19 protein-coding genes are annotated in these 20,027 nt (G+C 67.7%); 10 read left to right on the forward strand and 9 right to left on the reverse strand.

Translation table 11 applies throughout. The features are described 5' to 3' along the window. The first annotated feature begins 20 nt into the window (after positions 1-20). Positions 21-500, forward strand: coding sequence for a nuclear transport factor 2 family protein (locus ACYVN4_RS44660; RefSeq protein ID WP_460730310.1), 480 nt, complete (start codon positions 21-23; stop codon positions 498-500). On the opposite strand, the gene ACYVN4_RS44665 is transcribed toward ACYVN4_RS44660, so the two are convergent. Further along, positions 467-1,225 (reverse strand): aquaporin, encoded by a 759-nt coding sequence (locus ACYVN4_RS44665; protein WP_460730312.1) that lies wholly within the window; start codon positions 1,223-1,225, stop codon positions 467-469. The genes ACYVN4_RS44660 and ACYVN4_RS44665 overlap by 34 nt on opposite strands. Positions 1,226-1,566: 341 nt before the next feature. Here ACYVN4_RS44665 and ACYVN4_RS44670 point away from each other — a divergent pair, with 341 nt between their 5' ends. Then, a complete protein-coding gene (locus tag ACYVN4_RS44670; RefSeq protein WP_460730314.1) occupies positions 1,567-2,100 on the forward strand; it encodes a hypothetical protein in 534 nt (177 codons plus the stop codon). Here ACYVN4_RS44670 and ACYVN4_RS44675 read toward each other — a convergent pair. Continuing rightward, entirely contained in the window at positions 2,080-2,694 is a 615-nt protein-coding gene (locus tag ACYVN4_RS44675) for an acyltransferase (protein ID WP_460730316.1), read from the reverse strand. The genes ACYVN4_RS44670 and ACYVN4_RS44675 overlap by 21 nt on opposite strands. 219 nt (positions 2,695-2,913) lie before the next feature. Between ACYVN4_RS44675 and ACYVN4_RS44680 the strand changes: the two genes are divergently transcribed. Both ACYVN4_RS44680 and ACYVN4_RS44685 read left to right on the forward strand, forming a co-directional pair. Continuing rightward, positions 2,914-3,783 carry a LysR family transcriptional regulator gene (locus ACYVN4_RS44680; RefSeq protein ID WP_460730424.1) on the forward strand — a complete coding sequence of 290 codons (870 nt, stop codon included), beginning with the start codon at positions 2,914-2,916 and terminating at the stop codon, positions 3,781-3,783. 36 nt (positions 3,784-3,819) lie between these two features. Continuing rightward, positions 3,820-5,037, forward strand: a complete 1,218-nt coding sequence (locus tag ACYVN4_RS44685) for an SMI1/KNR4 family protein (RefSeq protein WP_460730318.1) — start codon at positions 3,820-3,822, stop codon at positions 5,035-5,037. 10 nt (positions 5,038-5,047) lie between these two features. On the opposite strand, the gene ACYVN4_RS44690 is transcribed toward ACYVN4_RS44685, so the two are convergent. Both ACYVN4_RS44690 and ACYVN4_RS44695 read right to left on the reverse strand, forming a co-directional pair. Beyond that, positions 5,048-5,410: a hypothetical protein gene (locus ACYVN4_RS44690; RefSeq protein WP_460730320.1), complete on the reverse strand. Its 363-nt coding sequence runs from the start codon at positions 5,408-5,410 to the stop codon at positions 5,048-5,050. 145 nt (positions 5,411-5,555) lie between these two features. Continuing rightward, the gene (locus ACYVN4_RS44695; protein ID WP_460730321.1) at positions 5,556-8,501 is read right to left on the reverse strand and encodes an AMP-binding protein; all 2,946 of its coding nucleotides are present in this window, start codon (positions 8,499-8,501) and stop codon (positions 5,556-5,558) included. A 404-nt stretch (positions 8,502-8,905) separates the two neighbouring features. Here ACYVN4_RS44695 and ACYVN4_RS44700 point away from each other — a divergent pair, with 404 nt between their 5' ends. From ACYVN4_RS44700 to idi, 4 genes are all read left to right on the forward strand, one after another. Further along, positions 8,906-10,312: a family 2B encapsulin nanocompartment shell protein gene (locus ACYVN4_RS44700; RefSeq protein WP_460730323.1), complete on the forward strand. Its 1,407-nt coding sequence runs from the start codon at positions 8,906-8,908 to the stop codon at positions 10,310-10,312. 15 nt (positions 10,313-10,327) lie between these two features. Then, the gene (locus tag ACYVN4_RS44705; RefSeq protein ID WP_460730325.1) at positions 10,328-12,091 is read left to right on the forward strand and encodes a family 2 encapsulin nanocompartment cargo protein terpene cyclase; all 1,764 of its coding nucleotides are present in this window, start codon (positions 10,328-10,330) and stop codon (positions 12,089-12,091) included. 65 nt (positions 12,092-12,156) lie between these two features. Next, positions 12,157-13,029, forward strand: a complete 873-nt coding sequence (locus tag ACYVN4_RS44710; RefSeq protein ID WP_460730327.1) for a geranyl diphosphate 2-C-methyltransferase — start codon at positions 12,157-12,159, stop codon at positions 13,027-13,029. Then, a complete protein-coding gene (idi, locus tag ACYVN4_RS44715) occupies positions 13,026-13,613 on the forward strand; it encodes an isopentenyl-diphosphate Delta-isomerase (RefSeq protein ID WP_460730329.1) in 588 nt (195 codons plus the stop codon). The genes ACYVN4_RS44710 and idi overlap by 4 nt, the downstream gene beginning before the upstream one ends. 47 nt (positions 13,614-13,660) lie before the next feature. On the opposite strand, the gene ACYVN4_RS44720 is transcribed toward idi, so the two are convergent. The 4 genes from ACYVN4_RS44720 to ACYVN4_RS44735 form a co-directional block, all read right to left on the reverse strand. Beyond that, complete coding sequence (locus ACYVN4_RS44720) at positions 13,661-14,908, reverse strand: globin domain-containing protein (RefSeq protein ID WP_460730331.1); 1,248 nt, start codon at positions 14,906-14,908, stop codon at positions 13,661-13,663. Positions 14,909-14,916: 8 nt separating this feature from the next. Further along, positions 14,917-15,375: an RrF2 family transcriptional regulator gene (locus ACYVN4_RS44725; RefSeq protein WP_460730333.1), complete on the reverse strand. Its 459-nt coding sequence runs from the start codon at positions 15,373-15,375 to the stop codon at positions 14,917-14,919. A 167-nt stretch (positions 15,376-15,542) separates the two neighbouring features. Further along, a complete protein-coding gene (locus tag ACYVN4_RS44730; RefSeq protein ID WP_460730335.1) occupies positions 15,543-17,027 on the reverse strand; it encodes an NCS1 family nucleobase:cation symporter-1 in 1,485 nt (494 codons plus the stop codon). 130 nt (positions 17,028-17,157) lie between these two features. Continuing rightward, positions 17,158-17,676 (reverse strand): hypothetical protein, encoded by a 519-nt coding sequence (locus tag ACYVN4_RS44735; protein WP_460730337.1) that lies wholly within the window; start codon positions 17,674-17,676, stop codon positions 17,158-17,160. Positions 17,677-17,830: 154 nt separating this feature from the next. Here ACYVN4_RS44735 and ilvA point away from each other — a divergent pair, with 154 nt between their 5' ends. Next, positions 17,831-19,045 carry a threonine ammonia-lyase gene (gene ilvA, locus ACYVN4_RS44740; protein WP_460730338.1) on the forward strand — a complete coding sequence of 405 codons (1,215 nt, stop codon included), beginning with the start codon at positions 17,831-17,833 and terminating at the stop codon, positions 19,043-19,045. A 7-nt stretch (positions 19,046-19,052) separates the two neighbouring features. Here the strand turns inward: ilvA and ACYVN4_RS44745 are convergent, their stop codons facing one another. Continuing rightward, the gene (locus ACYVN4_RS44745; protein WP_460730340.1) at positions 19,053-19,376 is read right to left on the reverse strand and encodes a DMT family transporter; all 324 of its coding nucleotides are present in this window, start codon (positions 19,374-19,376) and stop codon (positions 19,053-19,055) included. A gap of 135 nt (positions 19,377-19,511) precedes the next feature. On the opposite strand from ACYVN4_RS44745, the gene ACYVN4_RS44750 reads away from it, so the two are divergent. Then, positions 19,512-19,910, forward strand: a complete 399-nt coding sequence (locus ACYVN4_RS44750; protein WP_460730342.1) for a peptidase inhibitor family I36 protein — start codon at positions 19,512-19,514, stop codon at positions 19,908-19,910. The last annotated feature ends 117 nt before the right edge of the window (positions 19,911-20,027 follow it).

Consider the following 20,027-nt stretch of genomic DNA (forward strand, 5'->3'; position numbering starts at 1 on the left):
TGTCTGACTAACCTCGGGGCATGAGCTCTCTCGCCGACAGCACCGCCATCACCAATCTGATCGCGAAGTACGCGGAACTGGTCGACGACGGCGATTTCGCCGCCGTTGCCGCCCTGTTCAGCCATGGGGTGTTCATCGGCAGCGGCACCTCGATCGAGGGCCCGGTAGCCATCGAGAAGATGTTCCGCGCCTTGGTGATCCGCTACGAGGACGGCACCCCGCGCACCCATCACGTCACCACGAACACCGCGATCGAATTCGACGACGCGGGCGACTCCGCGACCGCGCGCTCGTATTTCACCGTCTTCCAGGCCCTTCCGGACCTGCCACTCCAACCGATCGCCACCGGCCGCTACCACGACCGGTTCGTACGCGCGGACGGGTCGTGGCGTTTCGCGGAACGGACCGTCCACACCCTGCTGACCGGTGACCTGAGCCACCACCTCAGGGTGCGGACGGATCTGGTTCAGGCGGACCGTCTTCCGAACACACCGGCGTAGGCCAGCGCGCCGAGTGCGCCGCCGATCAGTGGGAAGACGATGAACGCCCACAGTTGACCCCAGGCGTCCTCCTGGAACGGCGCGGAGGCGAGGCTGCGCGCCGGATTGATCGAGGCATTGTCGACCGGGATGGCCACCAGATTGGTCACCGCCAAGGTGATTCCGATGGCCACGCCCGCCAGCGCGGTATCGGCCACCTTGTCGGTGACGGCCAGCACCACCAGCACGAGCAGCGCTGTCAACACCACCTCGACGACAATGACCGACCCGAGCCCGTACCCGTCCTTCGCAGCCGCTCGCTGCGGCCCGTACTCACCCCACCCGTTCGCGGCGAGCCCGTCGACATCCCGGTGATAGTCGGGCAATCCGGCGGCGACGGCGTATACCAGCAGACCCCCGACGAGGGCCCCCACCGCCTGCGCCACCACATACAGCCCCGCCGTCACCGCAGTGATCCGCCCCAAGAGCAAATGCCCCAGTGTCACAGCGGGATTGATATGACATCCGGATACCCGCCCCAGCGTGTAGGCCAGGCACAACAGCGTGAATCCGAACGCCAGCGACACCCCCAGCGCCCCGACCCGCGACCCGGCGAGCACGGCGGTCCCCACCCCGCCGAACACCAGCAGAAAGGTTCCCACCCCCTCCGCCGCAACTTTCCGCATCAGCGAAACTTCGCCCCGATCAACATCTTCCGCAACCACACCGCCAGCAGTACGCGCCATGACCACCCACCCCTTCGAGGTAAGCATCATCGAAATATGATGTTGCATAAGGTTTTCCGACCAACACCCCAACCACGACCCGACCCGCCCTCCGGTTCACCGATTCCCGGCGAGGACCGACGCCCCCTGCCGTACCGCCGGATTCTCGACCGAGCACACCGAGCGTACGTGCGGCTGTCCGGTTAAGTTGAGTCCGAATGGCCACGTGCTCAACGGATGTGGCCGCCGTATGGGAGGGACCGAGCATGACCCAGCCGGGGGGATACCCGACTTTCTATCCGAGTGGGGCAGCGCAGCCCGCGCAGCGGACCCGCCCGTCGGGGTGGTGGATCGTTGCCGGGGTGCTGGTGATCGTGGTGGGGTTCGCCGGCGCGATCGGGGTCGGGGTGAGTGGATTCCTGCGGATGACGCACGCCGTGGATGGGTTTCAGCGGTTCGAGGTGCCCTGTTCCACCGACGTGAATCTCGAGGCGGGCCATGACTACACGGTCTATTTCGAATACGCCGGTGCGTCCTCCGAAGATGTCCCGGGGTCGACGCGGGGCCGCCTGAAGGATCCCTCGGGCCAGGTCGTGACCTGGAAACCTTACGGCTCGAGCGAGACATATCAGTTCGGCGCGCGCGAAGGGCGTGCGGAGTATTCGTTCCACACCACGCAGGGCGGCACGTACCATCTGGACACCGAGGGAGATCCGGGCGAGACCCTGGCCATCGGCGACGGCCTCGGCTCCTCCATTGCGACAACCGTGGTGATCGCCTTGCTCCTCGGCCTCGGCGGCTTCTTCGTGGGCATCGCGACCATCCTGATCGTGGTCGTGCTGCGCAGCCGCACCCGGCGACAGCCGCTCGCCGGATCATTCACGCAGGGAGCGTAGTTCGTGTAGCGGTGTTGAGGATTCGCGGCCGGTGGCCAAGTGCGGGCGATCGGCGGGGAGTTCGGTGAGGGGTGCGGTCTCGTGCAGGGAGGACAGGGATCGTCGGGCCAGGGCCTGGTAGACCTTGATGCCGTTGGCTTTCCAGAGGAGGGTTTGGGCGTCGAGGGGGCGGGTGGCGGTGATGGGGTTGCCGACTGCCAGGTGTTCGGCGGGGATGGTGGTGTTGGCGCGGACCAGGCTGCAGGCGCCGACGAGGGCTCGGGTGCCGACGCGGGCGCCGTCCATGACGACCGCGTTCATGCCGACCATCGCGCCGGATTCGATGACGCAGCCGTGCAGGATGGCGCCGTGGCCGATGTGGGATTCGCTCTCCAAGAGCAGTTCTCGGCCGGGGAAGGAATGCAGGACGCAGCCATCCTGGACATTGGATCCGGCGCCGATGACGATCGGACCGAAGTCGCCTCGAAGGCTGGCGGCCGGGCCGATATAGCAGCCGGTCTCGATGATGACATCGCCGATCAGTACCGCGGCCGGGTGGACGAATGCACCCGGGGCGACGACCGGGATCACTCCGTCTATGGCGTAACTGGGCATGCTCGCTCCGGGTCGGTGGGAGGGTTCGAAGAGGAGGGTCGGCACCCGTCCCGGGTTTCCGCGGGTGTCCGGACGAAGCGGAAGAACCGGGACGGGTTGCCGCCGTTTGGGCCCATCACGATCTTCGGGCAAGGCGGTGACCTGGTCAATTCTCGGATTATCTTGGTGCTGCCCAAGTTTCGGCTTGGGTCTGGGGCGAACTACGGTGGGGTCGTGGGGATGACGTTCGATGATCTGCGAGTGTTTCTGGCGGTGTGCCGAGTCGGGAATCTGAGCGGGGTGGCACGGGAGTTGGGATGCACGCAGCCCGCGGTGAGCCAGCATGTGAAGCGGCTGGAGAAGGCCACGGGGGTGCGGCTGCTGGAACGGCATTCCGAGGGAGTGACGCCGACCGCCGAGGGGTGGGTGCTGTACGAGGCCGCCAGCGAGGGGATGGCCGGGCTGGATCTCGCGGTGCGGCGGCTCGACGAATTCGCGCGCGGGGAGGCCGGTTCGGTGCGGGTGCACACCGGCGCGACGACCATCCGGCATTTCATGGCGGGGGCGATCGGCGAGTTCCGGGAGCGTTTCCCGCGTGCCACGCTCGAATTCCGGACCACCGTGTCCAGTCGGCAGAGCTTCGACGCCCTCATCGACGGGTCGGTGGACCTGGCCTGGGTGACCATCGGCGGACCCGTCGCCGGTATCGAGTTCCGCCCGGTCACCGAGCTGCCGTGGGTGCTGGTGGTGCGCGGCGACGACCCGCTGGCCGACCGCACCACCGTCTCCCCCGCCGACCTGGCCGATGTCGCGCTCATCCGCCTGCCGGAGCATTCGGTCTCCCGCCGCCATCTCGATGCCGCGCTGACCCGGCTTGGAGTCCGGCCGCGATCGGAAACCGGTGCGACGGACTGGAACACCGCGGCGCTGCTGGCCGGGCTCGGGACCGGGCACGCCCTCGTTCCGGCGCTCGGCTATGACGGCGGTGACGTGCGCCTGCTGCCGGTGCCCTTCGTCCCGCCGCTGGCCGTCGGCTGGGCGGCCCGGCGCTGGGCCGGTCTGCCGCCCCTGGCTCGCGAGTTCGCGGGTCTCGTCGAGGCAAATTGTTGATCTTGATCTGGACCAACCGGCACGCCCGATCCGGTCATGCAGCATACTTCTAGCAAACATCGCGGCGCGACGACAGCGGGGATCGAGATGACGGGTGGCGTGGACCTGACCGGGGTCCTGACGGAACTGATCGACGGCTTCATCGCGCAGCGCGAGCGCCGCGCCCGCCTGATGCCCGAGCTGTACGCGCCGCCGACGCGGCCCCGGCCCGGCGCCTCGGAGGCCGATCTGGCCGCCGCCGAGGAACGGCTGGGCCGTCGGCTCGACCCGGTCCACCGGCAGCTGCTGGAGGTGGCCGACGGGTGGCCGGAATTCGATGGGAGCCGGAACCTGTTGGGCACGGCCGATATCGGACGGTCCGCCGCCTGGGGCTCGGCGCAGGAGATGATCGAGATCTACGCGGAGACGGCCGGGGACACGATGTTCGGCTGGCCCGCCGATCCCGCCGACGCGGTGCCGATCTGCGAGTACTCCCATTCCACGGCGTTCGTCGTCATGACCGACGGCCCGGACCATGTCGCCGGGCAGGTCCGCGACTTCAGCTCCGGATCGAACGCGGTCTTCCACACCGTCGAGACCTGGCTGCGCTGCGAGCTGGAGAACGAGACCAACTGGCTGGACGGCGAGTCCCACGGTCCGCACGGCCGCGCCTGGCGGCGACCGATCACCCCCGAGAGCCCCGGCATCCCGGAGATCGTGGCGAAACTGGGCGAGTCACGCCGGGCCTTCCGGGCCATCCGCCCGATCTGGTTGCCAGCTCCGGGACCGGATTGCGACCCGGGCGCGAGCGCGGACCGAATCGACGCACTGACGCGGGAACTGCCCCTCCCGGCCGAGCACCGGCTGCTGCTCTCGTGCACCGACGGCTGGCCGAGCTTCGCCCCGGTCGCCCATTCGGTGAACGGCTTCGGCGCCGTCGACCTGCTCAGTGTCGCGGAACTCCAGGAGGGCGGCCGCTGGCGCGCGGCCGTCGCCAAGGCCCGGGTGGCCGCGCAACGGCTGGAAACCGCCACCGGCGAACCGGTTTCGGTGCGCCTCGATCTCACCCCGCTCGCGGTCAGCATCGAGGACGGGCCCCGAGCCTGGGTCATCGGCACCGACGATTCCGGCCGGGTGCTCCAATGGCCGTCCTATCTGATGACCGAGCAATTCCCCAGCATCCGCGAGTATCTGCTGCATCTGGTCGACGAGGCCGAACGACTCCTGGACATGGCGCGCACCGACGCGCTGGACACCGAGCACACCCCGCGCTGACCCGGGCGACTCAGCCCTCGGCGCGCTGCAGGTAGCAGTTGGTCTCGATCAACGCGCTCGCATCGAACTGCCCCGTCCAGCCCGCGGGCCCGACCACGCGGACGGTATCGGTCCACGGCGCATACGGTTTGCCGTCGGCGTCGTGGCCCGGATACGCCACATAGCCCCAGTAGCAAGCGATTCCGGCCGCGGGCGGCGTGAGCACCCATCGCCCCGCCGCGATATCGGTGCCGACCGCGAGCTGCCGAACCTGCTGCGAAGCAACCACATTCGGATCGCCATTGCTCACTTCACCGGGTACGGCACCCGCCGCCCCGGTCGCCATCGCGACGGCCGCCGCCCCGCTCGTGGCCGCCACGAACACGCGCTTCATCCCCACCCGATCCCCTCGACATCGAAAACCCCGCCACCCCGAACAAGACAGCAGCGCACTCTAACAATCCGTCAGCGCCCCGCAGTAGCCCTACGGATTGGTCATCGAATCGGTCATCGGTGCTGCCCTGTCCGGGGGCTGCCGGTCAGGCGAAGAGGCGCGCGGCGAGTTCCGGCGTGAGCACCTCGTAGGACTCGATGGCGCGGTTGTACCACCAGGTGTTGTCGTCGGGTTCGGAACGGCCCGCGGCCTGGACGGCCCGGGTGGAGGGACGGTAGGTGGAGCTGCGGGGGATGTCGTCGACGACGTAGACGATGTCGGGCCGCTGGTCGGCGGGCAGGACCCGGACCGCTTCGGTGACATCCTTCGGGGCAAGCGTGAAGCCGCCGCGCACACTGACGGCCGCCACCGCGAGCACGCGGTCACCGGCCGGGAGTGCGAAGGCCACTTCCATGTCGACGGCCGTGATGTCGTTGAGCGCGTCCACGATCGGCTGGGTGTAGACGGGGCCGCGCGTGGTCGGGATGACGGTGTCGCGGCGGTCCATCAGCCAGTAGTCGCCGTCCGGGTCTCGCCGGAAGAGGTTTTCGGTGGGCATCCAGGAGTCGCCGGGGGCGAAGACTCCACGCAGCCCGCCCGCCGACAGTTCGACCGCGTCGGAGACGGTGCCGATCAGCAGCCCCACCTCGTTGTCGGCGCAGCGACGTGCGAAACCGGTGTCCTCGACCTGGATCTCGTCGGTCAGCGGGTCGTAGCCGATCAACTCGACCTTGGCGGTGCCGGGCACCGGACGCCCCTTGGAGCCGACCTTGACGCCGGAGACGTTGGCCAGCACCACATCTCCCTCGATGGAGGCGTAGAACTCCAGCACCCGGGCCGGTTCGAACCGCTCCTGGGTGCGCCGCCACAGCCCGCGCGGCATACCCGAGCCGATGAACAGCCGGATGGGGTGCGGGTGCCCATTGGGGAAGGTGTCCGCGTCGAGGATGTCGCGCAGCATGGTCCAGGTGTAGGTGACCACGGTGACGCCGTAGCGGTGCACCTCCTCGGCGAAGCGCGCCGGATCCAGCGAGCGGGCCAGCGCGATCCGGCTGCCGCCCGCCACCGCGCCACCCAGGCTCACCAGCAACCCGGACGAATGGTGCAGCGGCGCAAGGCAGTACACGGTGTCGTGGCGGCCCAGGTCCGCAGCAGAGGCGGTGCCGAAGGCCGAGAGCGCCCAGCGGTGGTTGGTGACGTACTTGACGTCGAACTTGTCGCCCGTACCCGTCACCAGGATGAAGGCCAGCTCGCGCGCCAGACCCGGGTCGGGCCGGTACCAGGCTGGCAGGGTGACCACGGTGGGGTCGATCTGCTCCATGTCGACCACATCGGTCCCGGCCGGAATGTCGAGGCCACGCGCATCGCCACCGCCGAGCACCAGCACCCGATGCCCGGTGGCGGCCGCATTGGCCAGGTTCTCCGGATCGGTGAGCAGCAGCTTGGCTCCGGTCAGCTCCGCGACCTTGGTCAGTTCGCTGCCGGGCGCGAGCAGCACCGCGACCGCACCGAGCCGCGACAGCGCGGCGACGGCGGCCAGCGCGCTGGGCCGGGTCTCCATCACGACGCCGACCCGGGTGGCCGGGCGCACGCCGACCGAGATCAGCCCGCGCACCACATTGTCGATGCGCTGGTTGACCGCCTCGGCGGTGTGCACGCGGTCGTCGAACAGGAACAATTCCCGCTGCGGTCCGCGCCGCGCCTGCTCGGCGAGCAAGCGGCCCAACGAGATTCGGGTGTGCGGCTGGATCATGCCCAGGCGGGTCAGCCGCGGCAGCGCGCGGGCGGCCTCGCCGGTGAGTTCGACGGTGCCGCGCAGGGTCTGCCCGGCGACGCCCTCGATGGTCTTGCCCAGGCTGGTCCCCGCCTCGGCGAGGCTGCCCAGCGCGTGCACCGCGCGGGTGATCCCGGTGCGCGGACCGTTGCGCACCACCTCGGTGCTCATGCGCTCGACCTGCGCGGGCAGTTCGGCGCGGCCGCTGAGGTAGTTCACCCAGTCGCGCACCACCGGCCAGGTCTGGCGGGTCGCGGTGGAGCCCGACACCAGCCCGAAATGCCCTGCGACAATGCTGGCTTCGTACACATCGGAGTTCGGGGCGGCCCGCACGATGCCGCGCACGGCGGCGGGCTGGCCGATGTCGTCGACCTCGCCGACGAAGGCCAGGATCGGGCAGGTGATCTCCGCCAGCGAGATGAGTTGATCGCGGATAACGAACCCGCCCAGCATCATTCGATTGTGCTTGACGAACTGTTGCAGCAGGTCGGTCAGCGCCGGACCCGGGTAACCGAGCCAACCGTCGGCCTCGAGGAAGCGGCGCTGCCGTTCCTTGGGCAGCAACGCCTCCCGGTTGTGCAGCTGGCGCAGGAAGTCGATGCGGGCGCGCGCGGTCTTGACCGGGTCCAGCGCCTGAAAGCCAAGGCGCACCATGGAATCGGTGATCGGCAGCCGGTTGAGCACATGGTCGGTGAGGAAGTCGGCGGCATCGGAGACCAGCCCGTGCGGCAGCCCGAAGGGCATGCCCGCCACGGCATCCACCGGGCTGCCGAAGGTCACGATGGACTCGACACCCTTACCGGCGCGGTAGGCCGCGACCTGGTAGGCGAACATGCCGCCCTGCGAGTACCCCATGACATGCACTGCGCGCCCGGTGATTTCGGTGACGGAGTCGATGGCACTGGAGACGGCCAGCACGTGGTCGGCGAGGTCGCGGTCCATGCCACCCTCTTCGGTGGCGGGTGAGCCGAAATCGACCACCCAGCAGTCGATTCCACCCTCGTGCAGAATGCCGACCGCCCCGTCGGCGGCATTCACGTCCCAAATCTCGGCGGTCACCATGATCGGCGGCACCAGCACCACGACCGGACGATCGGCGACGGTGTCGTCCGGGAAGTAGTGCCGCAGGCGGTACATCCGCTTGCGCTCCACCACCTCGTAGGGCGACGATTCGATCTCGTGCACCAGTCCCCCGAACCGGAGCACCTCGAGTCCGTTCTGTGCGGTCGCGACCAATCGCTCGATCGGACCCACGACGGACCTCGTATTGAATTTCACGGCTTCACTCCCAGACTTTTCCTGGCCTTGACCAGCGTCACCCGCCCCGACGCGTCCCGATGAGCTTGCCATAGCACCACCCTACTGCGCTGGCGCTGTGACCAGCACCATGCGGGCGACACGCCAGGAGACGGACGGATCGGGTGTCACGGGACGAACCATGCAGGCCAAAGCAAACCGGCCGTTCGGGGTTTACGCGATACAGCAACATTCCAGGCATCATGTTTTGGCATTTCGGTACGTCGAGGTGGCCGGAGTTCTACCATCGGTAGCGCTGGAACGCACTGTCGCGCATGTCAATTCACTCACTTGTCTAACTCACGCAGGCCCTGACCCGGCCTGCTGTTTCGCCGTGGACTCCACCGCCCTCAGTCGCGGTGGCCCTTCGAGGTGAGGACCGCAGCATGACCATCGAAATGCCCCTGCAAACCGAAAACGGCCAGCGCAAAACCCTCAGTACCGCTGCCGCCCACCAGCTCGCGCACACCACCAAGTCCGAACCCCAGATGCAGGGCATCAGCTCGCGCTGGCTGACCCGCTCCCTGCCTTGGAGCCAGGTGAAAGGTGGTGTCTACCGGGTCAACCGCCGCCTGACCCACACCGTCGGCAACGGCGAGGTGGAGTACATCATCAACGGCCCGCACGCCCGGGTCATCCCCCTCGAACTGCAGGAGCTGCCGCAGCTGCGCGGCTTCGACGACGAGGAGATCCTGGCCACCGTGGCCGGACGCTTCGAACAGCGGGATCTGCCCGCCGGCACCGTGGTCGCCGAATTCGGCAACCCGATGGACCAGGTGCTGCTGATCGTGCACGGCAAGCTGTCCAAGATCGGCACCGGCGAGTACGGCGAGACCACCAAGCTCGGCATGCTCGGCGGCGGTGACTTCTTCGGCGACGAGACCCTCACCGATCCCGATGCCATCTGGCCGGTCACCATCAAGACCGTCACACCCACCACCATCCTGGTGCTGAGCCGCGCCGCACTCGGCCAGCTCTCGGAGAACATTCCGGCACTGGCGGAACACCTTTCCGCCGTGGCCGAGGCGCCGGCGCTGCCGCAGAACAAGTACGGCGAGGCCGAGATCGTCATCTCCTCCGGCCACTCCGGTGAGCCCGTCCTCGACGGCACCTATGTCGACTACGACTCGCAGCCCCGCGAATACGAGCTCAGCCTGGCGCAGTCGGTGCTGCGGGTGCACACCCGTGTCGCCGATCTGTTCAACGACCCGATGGATCAGATCGAGCAGCAGTTGCGCCTGACCATCGAGGCCCTCTACGAGCGCCGCGAATACGACCTGGTCAACAATGCGGACTTCGGTCTGCTCAACAACTGTGACCTCAAGCAGCGCATCTACTCCGAGTCCGGCGCACCCACCCCGGACGATATGGACGAACTGCTGTCCATGCGGCGCAGCACCAAGCTGTTCCTGGCCCACCCCAAGGCGATTGCCGCCTTCGGTCGCGAATGTTCCAAGCGCGGACTGTATCCCGACCCGGTGGAGGTGGACGGCCACCGCGTGCCCGCCTGGCGCGGGGTGCCGATCTTCCCGTGCGGCAAGATCCCGGTCAGCGACACCCAGACCACCTCGATCCTGGCCATGCGTACCGGCGAGAAGGATCAGGGCGTGATCGGCCTGCACCAGACCGGAATTCCGGACGAGTACGAGCCCAGCCTCAATGTCCGCTTCAAGGGCATCGATGATCAGTCGATCATCTCCTACCTGGTCAGCTGCTACTACTCGGCCGCCGTCCTGGTCCCCGACGCGCTCGGCATTCTCGACAATGTGCTGGTCGCCCGCAAGTCCGACTGAGCGGGGTGCGCAGCCATGTCGGTGCTCTCCCGCGCCGCGGCCCCGCCTGCCACCTCCGAGGTGGCGGCGGCCGTCGCCGCCCTGCTGACCAATCTCGACACCACCGCACCGGTGACCCTGCTCGCGGCAACCGAAGCAATTGCCGCACTGGATGATCCGAGCCTCGGCGCCTCCGACGCCGCCGAGGCGCACGGCCCCCGACGGCTACTCGGCCCCGCCGGCCTCGGGGCCCCGAGCCTCCGTGTGAACCTACCCAACCCCCAGGTGATCACGGAGCTCGCGGGACAGGCATCGCGTCCGCCGTCGCCTGCCGGCGGCGCGGTGCCGACGCCCCAACCCCCCACCTCCCCACCCGCCCAACCCCTCCGCCCCATCCCCCGCGCTTTCGGCTCGGGATGGCAACCCTCCCCACCGGTGGAAACCCACTCCGCGCAGGAAACGGTCGGCGTTCCGCCCCGGCGAATCGCGAACGGCCCCAGTGGAATCGGAACCTCCTCCGCGAACCGCAAAGCGGGCGGGCCGGGTGGATCCACACCCGTCGCGCCCACTCCCCCGGCCGCTCGCGCCGACACGGTTGTCCGTGCCGACGCACTCACAGCGGCACTCGCCACCGGAGTGACCGCGGCCCCACAAGGCGTGAGCCCGGTGGATATCGCGGCACTACTGCCGGATCCGCGGCAGTCGGCCGGGACCGTGTCGGGTTCGTCCGGAATCTCGGGATCCACTGCGGCACGGCGGTTCTCGCACGGTCCGAGTGGGATCGGGACCGGGTCGGAGCGGCGGGCCAAGGGATCGGTGATTCCTGCGCTCTACTGTCCACCGCCGGTGCGGGACGATCCGGTGCTGGCGGAGGCGGTGAATGTCGGGATTCTCGGGTGGGCCGAGCAGATCGGGCTGTACGAGGGGCGGCTGGATGATCTGCGTAAGGCGGACTTCGGGCGGCTGATCATGCTGGCGCATCCGGACTGCGACGACGCGGACAAGCTGCTGGCGGCGGCGAAGTGTGCGGTGTCGGAGTGGTCGGTGGACGACTACTACTGCGAGGAGGACGCCAGCGATATCGCGCCGGACGGTTCCCAGTCCAGTGCCGAGGCCGAGCTTGGGCCGCGGCTCGAATTGGCCGCCGCCGCCATGGATCCGGTGCATCTGCCGGTCCGCTACCAGGTGAAGGTGGAGGAGGCGATGCAGAGCGATCCGATTCTGCGAGCCTTCCGCACCTCCTTCGACCACCTGTCGCAGTTCGCCACCCCCACCCAGGTGGCGCGGCTGCGGACCGAGATCGCGGGCTGGTTCATCGCACTCGGTGCGGAGGCCGGCTGGCGGACCGCCGGGCGGATGCCGCCGGTCTGGGAATACCTGCTCAACCGGCAGCCGCACAGTTTTCTGCCTTGCATGGCCCCGATCGACGCGGTCGGCGGCTATGAACTACCGGCCGCGGAGTACACCGATCCGCGGGTGCGACGGGTGGTCACCACCGCCGCGCTGGCCAGCCAGATGGTCAACGACCTCTACTCCATGGCGCGCGAAGATCTCTCCAACGGCAGGGAATTCAATCTCCCGACCGTGCTGGCCGCCGAGGAGAACTGCACCCGCCAGGAGGCCGTGCAGCGCACCGCCGAGGTCCACGACGAACTGGTGCATCGCTTCGAGGCCGAGGCGGGCCTGCTCGCCGCCACCGGTTCCCCGGAGTTGCTCCGCTTCCTGACCGGCCTGTGGGCCTGGATGGGCGGCAATCGCGCCTGGCACGCCGACAGCCGCCGCTACAACGAAACCCCTTGATCCACCGTCTGTTCCGTGCGCAGTACTTCCAGCGTCATATCGCCCATTCGAGAGGATGACCTGCCATGACCGCGCTCCACCCCCAGCCCGACGCCGTTCTGAAGACCGAATATCAGAAGTCGGTCGCGTCCTACTGGAACAACAACCCCAACGATGACCGCGTCAACACCAAGCTCGGCGAGGTCGACGGGCTGTATCACCACCACTACGGCATCGGCGAGCCCGACCTGTCGGTGCTGGAAGGTCCCGAGGAGACCCGGCAGGACCGTCTGGTCAAGGAACTGCACCGGCTCGAGACCGCCCAGGCCGAGTTACTGCTGAACGAACTCGGCGATGTCCGCCCCGGCGACCGGCTGATGGACGGCGGATCCGGGCGCGGCGGCACCAGTTTCATGGCCAATCAGCGCTTCGGCTGCCAGGTGGACGGCGTCACCATCTCCGAATACCAGGTGGGTTTCGCCAATGAGCAGGCCCGCGAGCGCGGCGTCAGCGAGAAGGTGCGCTTCCACTTCAAGAACATGCTCGACACCGGTTTCGACACCGGGTCGCGGCGAGGCATCTGGACCAATGAGACCACCATGTACGTCGACCTTTTCGAGCTGTTCGCGGAGTTCTCGCGGCTGCTCGAGCCGGGCGGGCGCTACGTGTGCATCACCGGTTGCTCCAATGACGTGTTCGGCGCGCGGTCCGCGTCGGTGAGCTGGATCGACGCCCACTACGGCTGCAATATCCATCCGCGCAGCGAGTACTTCAAGGCGCTGGCCGCCAACAACCTGGTCCCGGTCGCGGTCACCGACCTCACCCCGGCGACCATCCCCTACTGGGAGCTGCGCACCCACTCCGAACTCGCGACCGGCGTCGAGAAGCCGTTCCTGACCTCGTACAAGGAGGGCAGCTTCCAGTACCTGATGATCACCGCGGATAAGGTGGGCCGGTGACCGGCTCACCTGACACCTCTCACCCCGTCGACGTTTCGGCCGCCGGACCGGCGGTAGACCGTGAGACCCTGCTCGTCGAGCTCGTGGACGAGCAGGGCCGGGCGCAGGGATCGCTGTCGGTGGCGGCGGCGCACACCGCGCCCGGGCGGCTGCATCGGGCGTTCTCGGTGCTGCTGTTCGACGCGGCCGGGCAGGCGCTGCTGCAGCAGCGGGCGGGCGTGAAGACGCGGTTCCCGCTGCTGTGGACCAATACCTGCTGCGGGCATCCCGAGCCGGGGCAGGCGGTCGTCGAGGCGGCGGCCAAGCGGTTGCAGGAGGAGCTCGGCATCACCGCGGAGCTCACCGAGGTCGGCAGCTTCACCTATCAGGCGACCGACCCGAACACCGGGCGCGTCGAGTTCGAATTCGATCACGTGCTGATCGGGACGCTCGATCATGCCGCGCCGGAACCCAATCCGGACGAGGTGGCCGATATCGCCTGGGTCCGGCCCGACACCCTCGCCGAGGATGTCGTGGCCGAACCCGCGCACTACACCCCGTGGTTGGGTGGAGTGCTCGCGACCATTGCGGTCGCGTCCGCGTAGGCGGGAGCTGGGCCCGCCTTCGCGAAATCCGGTCCGGTAGGCGCGGTCTACGCCGGGACCGGGGTCTGCTCGGCGTCCAGCAGCCAGTCGTTGGGTGCGAAGAGCTCGAAATGGACTCGGTCGGAAGGGATTCCGGCGGACATGAGCTGGGCCCGGACGTACTGCAGGAATTCGGTGCCGCCGCACAGGTAGTAGTCGGCGTCCGCGGGCAGGTCGACCCGGGTCACGTCCAGCAGGCCGTGGCCGTCGGCCCGGTACCAGGCGCGCAGGTAGACATCGCTCAGGCGGGTCGCGAGGTCGGCGACGGTCTCGCGCAGCGGATGTGACGTGGTGGAGCGGTCGGCGTGCAGGATGACCGTGCGACGCATGGGCGTCTCGGCGGCCAGGTATTCGAGGATGCCGACCATCGGGGTGACGCCGATGCCCGCGGAGATCAGCACGAGCGGCGTCCCGGCCTCGGTGTCGATGGTGAGATCACCGGCGGGCAGGGTGATTTCGAGGCTGTCGCCCGTGTGCACGGTGTCGTGCAGCCAGGACGAGACCTCACCGTCGGGCGTGTTTTCCTCGGCGAGCACCCGGCGCACGCTGAAGGCCAGGCGGCCGTCGCCACCACGGTTGACCAGGCTGTACTGGCGCAACTGCCGGGCACCGTCGCTCAGCCGAGCGCCGACCGAGATGTACTGTCCCGGAAGGAATCCCGGCAGCGGTCGTTCCGCGTCGGCGGATTCCACTACGAAGGTCACCACCCCGGACGCATCGTCGAGGCGTTGCACCACGCGGGTTTCGCGGAACACGTCACCGGGTTCGACCCCGGCCGCGTCGTAGAGCTCGCGCTCGAAATCGATGAGAGTCGTTGCCATCAGCCAGTACACGCGATCCCAGGCCGCCGCGATCTCCGGTGTCACCGTGTCCGCGCCCAGCACCTCGACGATGGCGGCGAACAGATGCTCGTGCACGATGCGGTACTCGGGTTCGGTGACGCCGAGCGAGACGTGCTTGTGCCCGATGCGGGACAACAGTTCTCGGGGATGCGGGAGTGCCGGATCGACCAGGTGCGTGGCGAAGGTGGCGATGGAGGCTGCCAGGGCCTTCTGCTGCGCGCCCTGGCGCTGATTGCCGCGATTGAAGCGGTCGCGCAACAGGTCCGGGTGCGCGGCGAACATCTTCGAGTAGAACAGCGGGGTGATCTGATCGATGTGCGCGCCCACCACGGGCAGGGTCGCGCGGATCACCTCGGCGTGCTCCGGTTCCAGTTCGACAGCATTGTCGAGGGCAGAATCCGGCGCGGGCCTCATGAGGTCTCCTAGGTGTCGATGAGTGCGGCTACCGGGAATACCGGCATATGCAGCAGATCCACGGTGCGCTGATCCACCAGATCGGCGAGCACGTACCGGTCCAACTCGGCATAGAAGGCGTTCTGCGCCGTGGCGAGCACGCCCCGCAAACGACAGGCATTCGCGAGTGGGCACGGATTGTCGCCCGCGCAATCGATGACTTCGTTATCGCATTCGAGCTGGCGGACAATGACGCCGATGGTGGTGGTGCGACCGGCCTCGGTCAGGAAGATCCCGCCGGTGCGCCCGCGCTGGGACTCGACGTAGCCCAGTTCGGCGAGGCGCGAGACCGCCTTCGCGACATAGTTCTCGGAGGCGTTTACCTGTCGCGCAATAAGTTTGACGGTGACCCGTTCCTCGGCCCCACTGCTGACCGTCAAGCGCATGAGCGCCCGCAAGCCGAGATCTGTGAACCGGGAGAGCTGCATGAGATCAACGGTACTTAATACGTTTCCGAAAAGCATATTTTCGCGCTGTGCTCTTTAATACGTCATTTCGTGGGGATTATGTTGTTCGAAACACATTGGGGCCGGGACATTTATCACTTGCCAGCAAATCCCTGGCAGCGGCCGGCACCGCTGCCAGGGATCGTGCCTCAGGCCGTGACCATGAGCTTCGTGCGGGTGGCCAGTCCGTAGTAGATGACCAGGGCCAGGCCGCATCCGATGAACCAGCTGTACTCGGCGGCGGTGTGCATGCCGTAGACGTCCTTGGCCAGCACCGGGAATACCGCCGCGATGGCACCGACCACGGTGGCGATCACCGCGACCGGGTTGAATCCCTTGGTGTACCAGTACTTTCCGGTCTCGGCCATGGTGAACAGCTCGTCCACCACGATCGTCCGCTTGCGGACCAGGTAGTAGTCGGCGATCAGCACCCCGAACAGCGGGCCGATGAACGCGCCCAGCACCTCGAGGGTGTAGTGGATGACGTCCGGGTTGTTGTACAGGTTCCACGGCGTGATCAGCACCGAGCCGACCGCCGCGATCATGCCGCCCATCCGCCAGCTGATCTTCTGCGGGCTCACGTGCGAGAAGTCGAAGGCCGGGGAGATGAAGTTGGCGACGATATTGATGCCGACGGTCGCGATGGTGAAGGTGAGCGCGCCCAGCACGATGGCGAAGGTGGAGTCGATGCGCGAGACGGTCTCGACCGGATCGGTGATGAGCTGGCCGTACACCGGGATGGTCAGCGACGCGGTGATGACGACCAGCAGCGAGAAGGCCAGGAAGTTGACCGGCAGCCCGAGCAGGTTGCCGCGGCGCACGGCGGCCATGGACTTGCTGTAGCGGGAGAAGTCGCCGAAGTTCAGCATGGGCCCGCAGAAGTAGGACACGACCAGCGCGATCGCGCCCAGGATCACCGGCAGGGCATCCCAGCCGTGGTACTTGACCGAACCCAGCTGCAGGTTGATCGAACCCCAGCCCGCCTTGTAGATCAGGTAGCCGCACAGGAAGAACATGACGACATAGACGGCGGGACCGCAGAAGTCGATGAACTTGCGGATCGATTCCATGCCCTGCCAGAACACGGCGGCCTGCACGATCCACAGCACCAGGTAGGCGCCCCAGCCGAGCAGCGACAGCCCCAGGAAACCGTAATCCTTCGATACCGCGTACGGCGCGAGGCTCGGGAACAGCTTGACCGCCACCACGATCAGCGCCGCCGAGGCCAGATACGTCTGAATCCCGTACCAGGCCACCGCGATCAGACCGCGAATGATGGCCGGAATATTCGCGCCCTTCACCCCGAAGGCGCTGCGGCACATGACCGGATACGGCACGCCCGCACGCTGGCTGGGCGCGGCCACCAGATTACAGAGGAAATATACGATCGTGATGCCGATGAGCAGCGCGGCCAACACCTGCCAGCCGGCCAGGCCGAGCGCGAAAAGGCTGCCCGCCGTGACGTATCCGCCGACGCTGTGCACATCCGACATCCAGAAGGCGAAGATGTGGTACGCGCCCCAGGTCTGCTTCTTCAGCGGGGCGAGATCATCATTGGTGAGCCTGGGGTCGTACGCTGGAGTGGATTTCTCCGCCGCGGACGCTGCCGCGGCGGGAGTGACAATATCGGTCATGGGGGTTTCCGATCCGAAAGCCGATGTAGTGAGTGGGCTCAAGGTAGGAACGAGCCGTTCCCCACGGATTGCTTTTCGGTTTCCGGATCATTTCGTGAGCCGTATATCTTTCGCGTGACAGCTTTCCCGCTCACATCATGGCGGCATTCACACGTCCGGGACCGGTGGTCAATCCGGGACCGAGGCAGCCCATCACCATCTCCGGGGTCATCATTTCGTACTCGGCGCTCACCCGGACCCAGTTGCCGAGCCCGAAACCGTCCACCACCTGCATGGGACCGACCGTGGGCTGGGCCATGCCGACCGGCCAGGGACCCCAGAGCGTACTGGCATCGCCGTTGTCCCACTTGATCCATACGGTCAGCGGGCCGTCGGCGGGATGCATGCAGTCCGCCCACGCGACGTGCTCACCGGTGAAGGTCGCGCCGGTGATACCCGGGTAGCCGGTACAGCCCCACAACCGGCCGACCGAGGTGAAGGTGAGCAGGGTCGGGGTCATGGTGATGGCGCCGTTGACGGCGGTCCAGCGGAAGTCGCCGCCGCTGCAGCTGCCGATCGATTCGGCGTGCGCGGGCGGGGCAGACAGCGGGGCGAGCCCCGCGACCGCCGAAACGGTCAGGGCCGTCAATGCTTTCACGATCGTCGGCACAGCTTCCCTCTCTCGAAGAAATAGGCGCTGAACTGCGGTGATCGCTGTGAACATAATCCCGGCCGCGGGTCGCGCCCGGGATTGCCGGTCACACGCCGTGTCTGATTTCCGCCGCCCGGCGACAGTCAGGTGAATCCCTGGCAACATGGCCGCCATGGATCTCATGGCGCGGATCGAGGCGGCGGCGACCCTCCTGGCACCGGTGATCCGGCGAACTCCCGTGGTGGCGTCGCGGGTGTTGTCGGAGCGCACCGGCCACGAGGTGTTCCTCAAATGCGAGAACCTGCAGCGCACCGGCTCGTTCAAGCCACGCGGGGCCTACAACCGCATCGCGAACCTGTCCGAATCCGAGCGCTCGCGCGGGGTGGTGGCGGCCAGCGCGGGCAATCACGCGCAGGGCGTGGCCTGGTCGGCGACCTCACTGGGGATCGAGTCCACGGTGTTCATGCCGGTCGGTGCGGCACTGCCGAAACTGGTGGCCACCAAGGCCTATGGCGCGACCGTGCATCAGACCGGCGACACCATCGACCAATCCCTCACCGCCGCCCGGGAATTCGCGGAGCGCACCGGCGCGACCCTGGTGCATCCGTTCGATCACATCGACATCGTGGCCGGGCAGGCCACCTGCGGGCTCGAAATCCTGGACCAGCTACCGGATGTCGGCACCGTACTGGTGCCGACGGGCGGCGGCGGACTGCTCGCCGGGGTGGCCGCCGCCCTGCAACGCCTGAAGCCCGAGGTCCGGGTGATCGGCGTGCAGGCGGCCGAGGCGGCAGCCTGGCCAGCATCGCTGGCGGCCGGAAAGCCGGTGGCGCTGGAACAGATGGCCACCATGGCCGACGGCATCGCGGTCGGACTGCCCGGGGAGGTGCCCTTCGAGCACATTCTCGAATGCGCTCCGACCATCGTCACCGTCGACGAGGAGGCGCTGTCGAAGGCGTTGCTGCTGTGCATGGAACGCTCGAAACTGATCGTCGAGCCCGCGGGCGCGGCGGCCGTCGCCGCCCTGATGGCCTGCGACGCAGCCGAACTCGCCCTCGAAGGCCCGGTCTGCGCCGTCCTGTCCGGCGGCAATATCGACCCGCTGCTGCTGACCCGCGTCATCGGCCACGGCCTCGCCGCCGCGGGCCGCTACCTCGCCGCCCGCATCACCATCTCCGACCGCCCCGGCAGCCTGTCCCGCCTGCTCACCGAGCTGGGCCGTACCGGCGCCAGCGTGGTGGACGTGGTCCACTCCCGCACCGAATCCTGGCTGGCCATCTACGAGGTCGAGGTCCTGCTCACCCTCGAGACCCGCGGGCCCGCCCACCGCGACGAGGTTCTCACCGCCCTCGCCGACGCGGGATACGTAGTGCGCGTGGAGGATTGATCCTGGGTCAGTGCGCCCCACCCAGCTCCAAGGCCAGCACACCCAGAATGACGAGCACGATCCCGCCGATCTGCACCGCCGTGATGTGTTCGTCCAAAAACAGCGCCCCGATGGTCGCCACCGCGACAACCCCGACCGCCGACCAGATCCCGTAGGCCACCCCGATGGCCATCCCCCGCTTCAACGCCTGCGACAAGAAGTAGAACGCCGCCCCATACCCGATCACGACAATGATCGACGGCACCAATTTGCTGAACCCCTCCGAAATCTTCAGCGAAACAGTCGCCGTCACCTCGCACGCGATCGCCAACGCCAACAGCACCAAGGTCATGGCCGAAGGATAACCACCCCCCGCGCCGTGACTTGGCCACCTGGCTCGTTAGTCGGCCGTTGGTGAATTGTTGGTGGGCGTGGCGAAGGTCGGGGTGCGGCCAGCAGGCCGTGGTCCGAGGAAAGGGGAGGATTCATGACGATTACTCAGCGGGGCAAGGGGATTCGCGGAGCCGTGGGGGCGGCCGTGCTGGCCTTCGCGACCGTCGCCGGTGGGGCGATGGTGGCGGCCGGGCCCGCTTCGGCGCAGCTGGCCTACGACTGTCCCGGTGGCGTGTTCTGCGCTTGGGACGGCACCGGCGGCACCGGCAGCATGATCGTGCAGGTCGACAACAGTTGCGTGCTGCACGATATCGGCAATGGCGGGGTCGGGGACCGGATGAAGTCGTACTGGAACCGGACCGGGAAGACGGTCGGGATCTACGACTGGAGCGGGACCGAGTGGTTGCAGCTGGCCATGGTGCCGGACGGCGGCCGGGGCACGCTGCCGGTGAGCGCGCAGAACCGGGCCGACGCGGTGAAGGTGTGCGCCTGATCCTGGATCCACCTGTGCGACGTGACCAAAAGTCGCGTCGCACAGTCATAGCCCGCACGAATACCTCCCATCCGGTTTGCCGTGGGCAATGCCGGACTATAGGGTGCTGCCGTCGTA

Source organism: Nocardia heshunensis (genome assembly GCF_054782115.1).

Bases quoted from the DNA above. Each gene is read 5' to 3' on its own strand.
- ACYVN4_RS44665 (WP_460730312.1), bottom strand. From the start codon at position 1,225: ATGGCGCGTACTGCTGGCGGTGTGGTTGCGGAAGATGTTGATCGGGGC.
- ACYVN4_RS44660 (WP_460730310.1), top strand. From the start codon at position 21: ATGAGCTCTCTCGCCGACAGCACCGCCATCACCAATCTGATCGCGAAG.
- ACYVN4_RS44690 (WP_460730320.1), bottom strand. From the start codon at position 5,410: ATGAAGCGCGTGTTCGTGGCGGCCACGAGCGGGGCGGCGGCCGTCGCG.
- ACYVN4_RS44720 (WP_460730331.1), bottom strand. From the start codon at position 14,908: ATGAGGCCCGCGCCGGATTCTGCCCTCGACAATGCTGTCGAACTGGAA.
- ACYVN4_RS44675 (WP_460730316.1), bottom strand. From the start codon at position 2,694: ATGCCCAGTTACGCCATAGACGGAGTGATCCCGGTCGTCGCCCCGGGT.
- ACYVN4_RS44730 (WP_460730335.1), bottom strand. From the start codon at position 17,027: ATGACCGATATTGTCACTCCCGCCGCGGCAGCGTCCGCGGCGGAGAAA.
- ilvA (WP_460730338.1), top strand. From the start codon at position 17,831: ATGGATCTCATGGCGCGGATCGAGGCGGCGGCGACCCTCCTGGCACCG.
- ACYVN4_RS44750 (WP_460730342.1), top strand. From the start codon at position 19,512: ATGACGATTACTCAGCGGGGCAAGGGGATTCGCGGAGCCGTGGGGGCG.
- ACYVN4_RS44710 (WP_460730327.1), top strand. From the start codon at position 12,157: ATGACCGCGCTCCACCCCCAGCCCGACGCCGTTCTGAAGACCGAATAT.
- ACYVN4_RS44680 (WP_460730424.1), top strand. From the start codon at position 2,914: ATGACGTTCGATGATCTGCGAGTGTTTCTGGCGGTGTGCCGAGTCGGG.
- ACYVN4_RS44745 (WP_460730340.1), bottom strand. From the start codon at position 19,376: ATGACCTTGGTGCTGTTGGCGTTGGCGATCGCGTGCGAGGTGACGGCG.
- ACYVN4_RS44700 (WP_460730323.1), top strand. From the start codon at position 8,906: ATGACCATCGAAATGCCCCTGCAAACCGAAAACGGCCAGCGCAAAACC.
- ACYVN4_RS44725 (WP_460730333.1), bottom strand. From the start codon at position 15,375: ATGCAGCTCTCCCGGTTCACAGATCTCGGCTTGCGGGCGCTCATGCGC.
- ACYVN4_RS44705 (WP_460730325.1), top strand. From the start codon at position 10,328: ATGTCGGTGCTCTCCCGCGCCGCGGCCCCGCCTGCCACCTCCGAGGTG.
- ACYVN4_RS44685 (WP_460730318.1), top strand. From the start codon at position 3,820: ATGCAGCATACTTCTAGCAAACATCGCGGCGCGACGACAGCGGGGATC.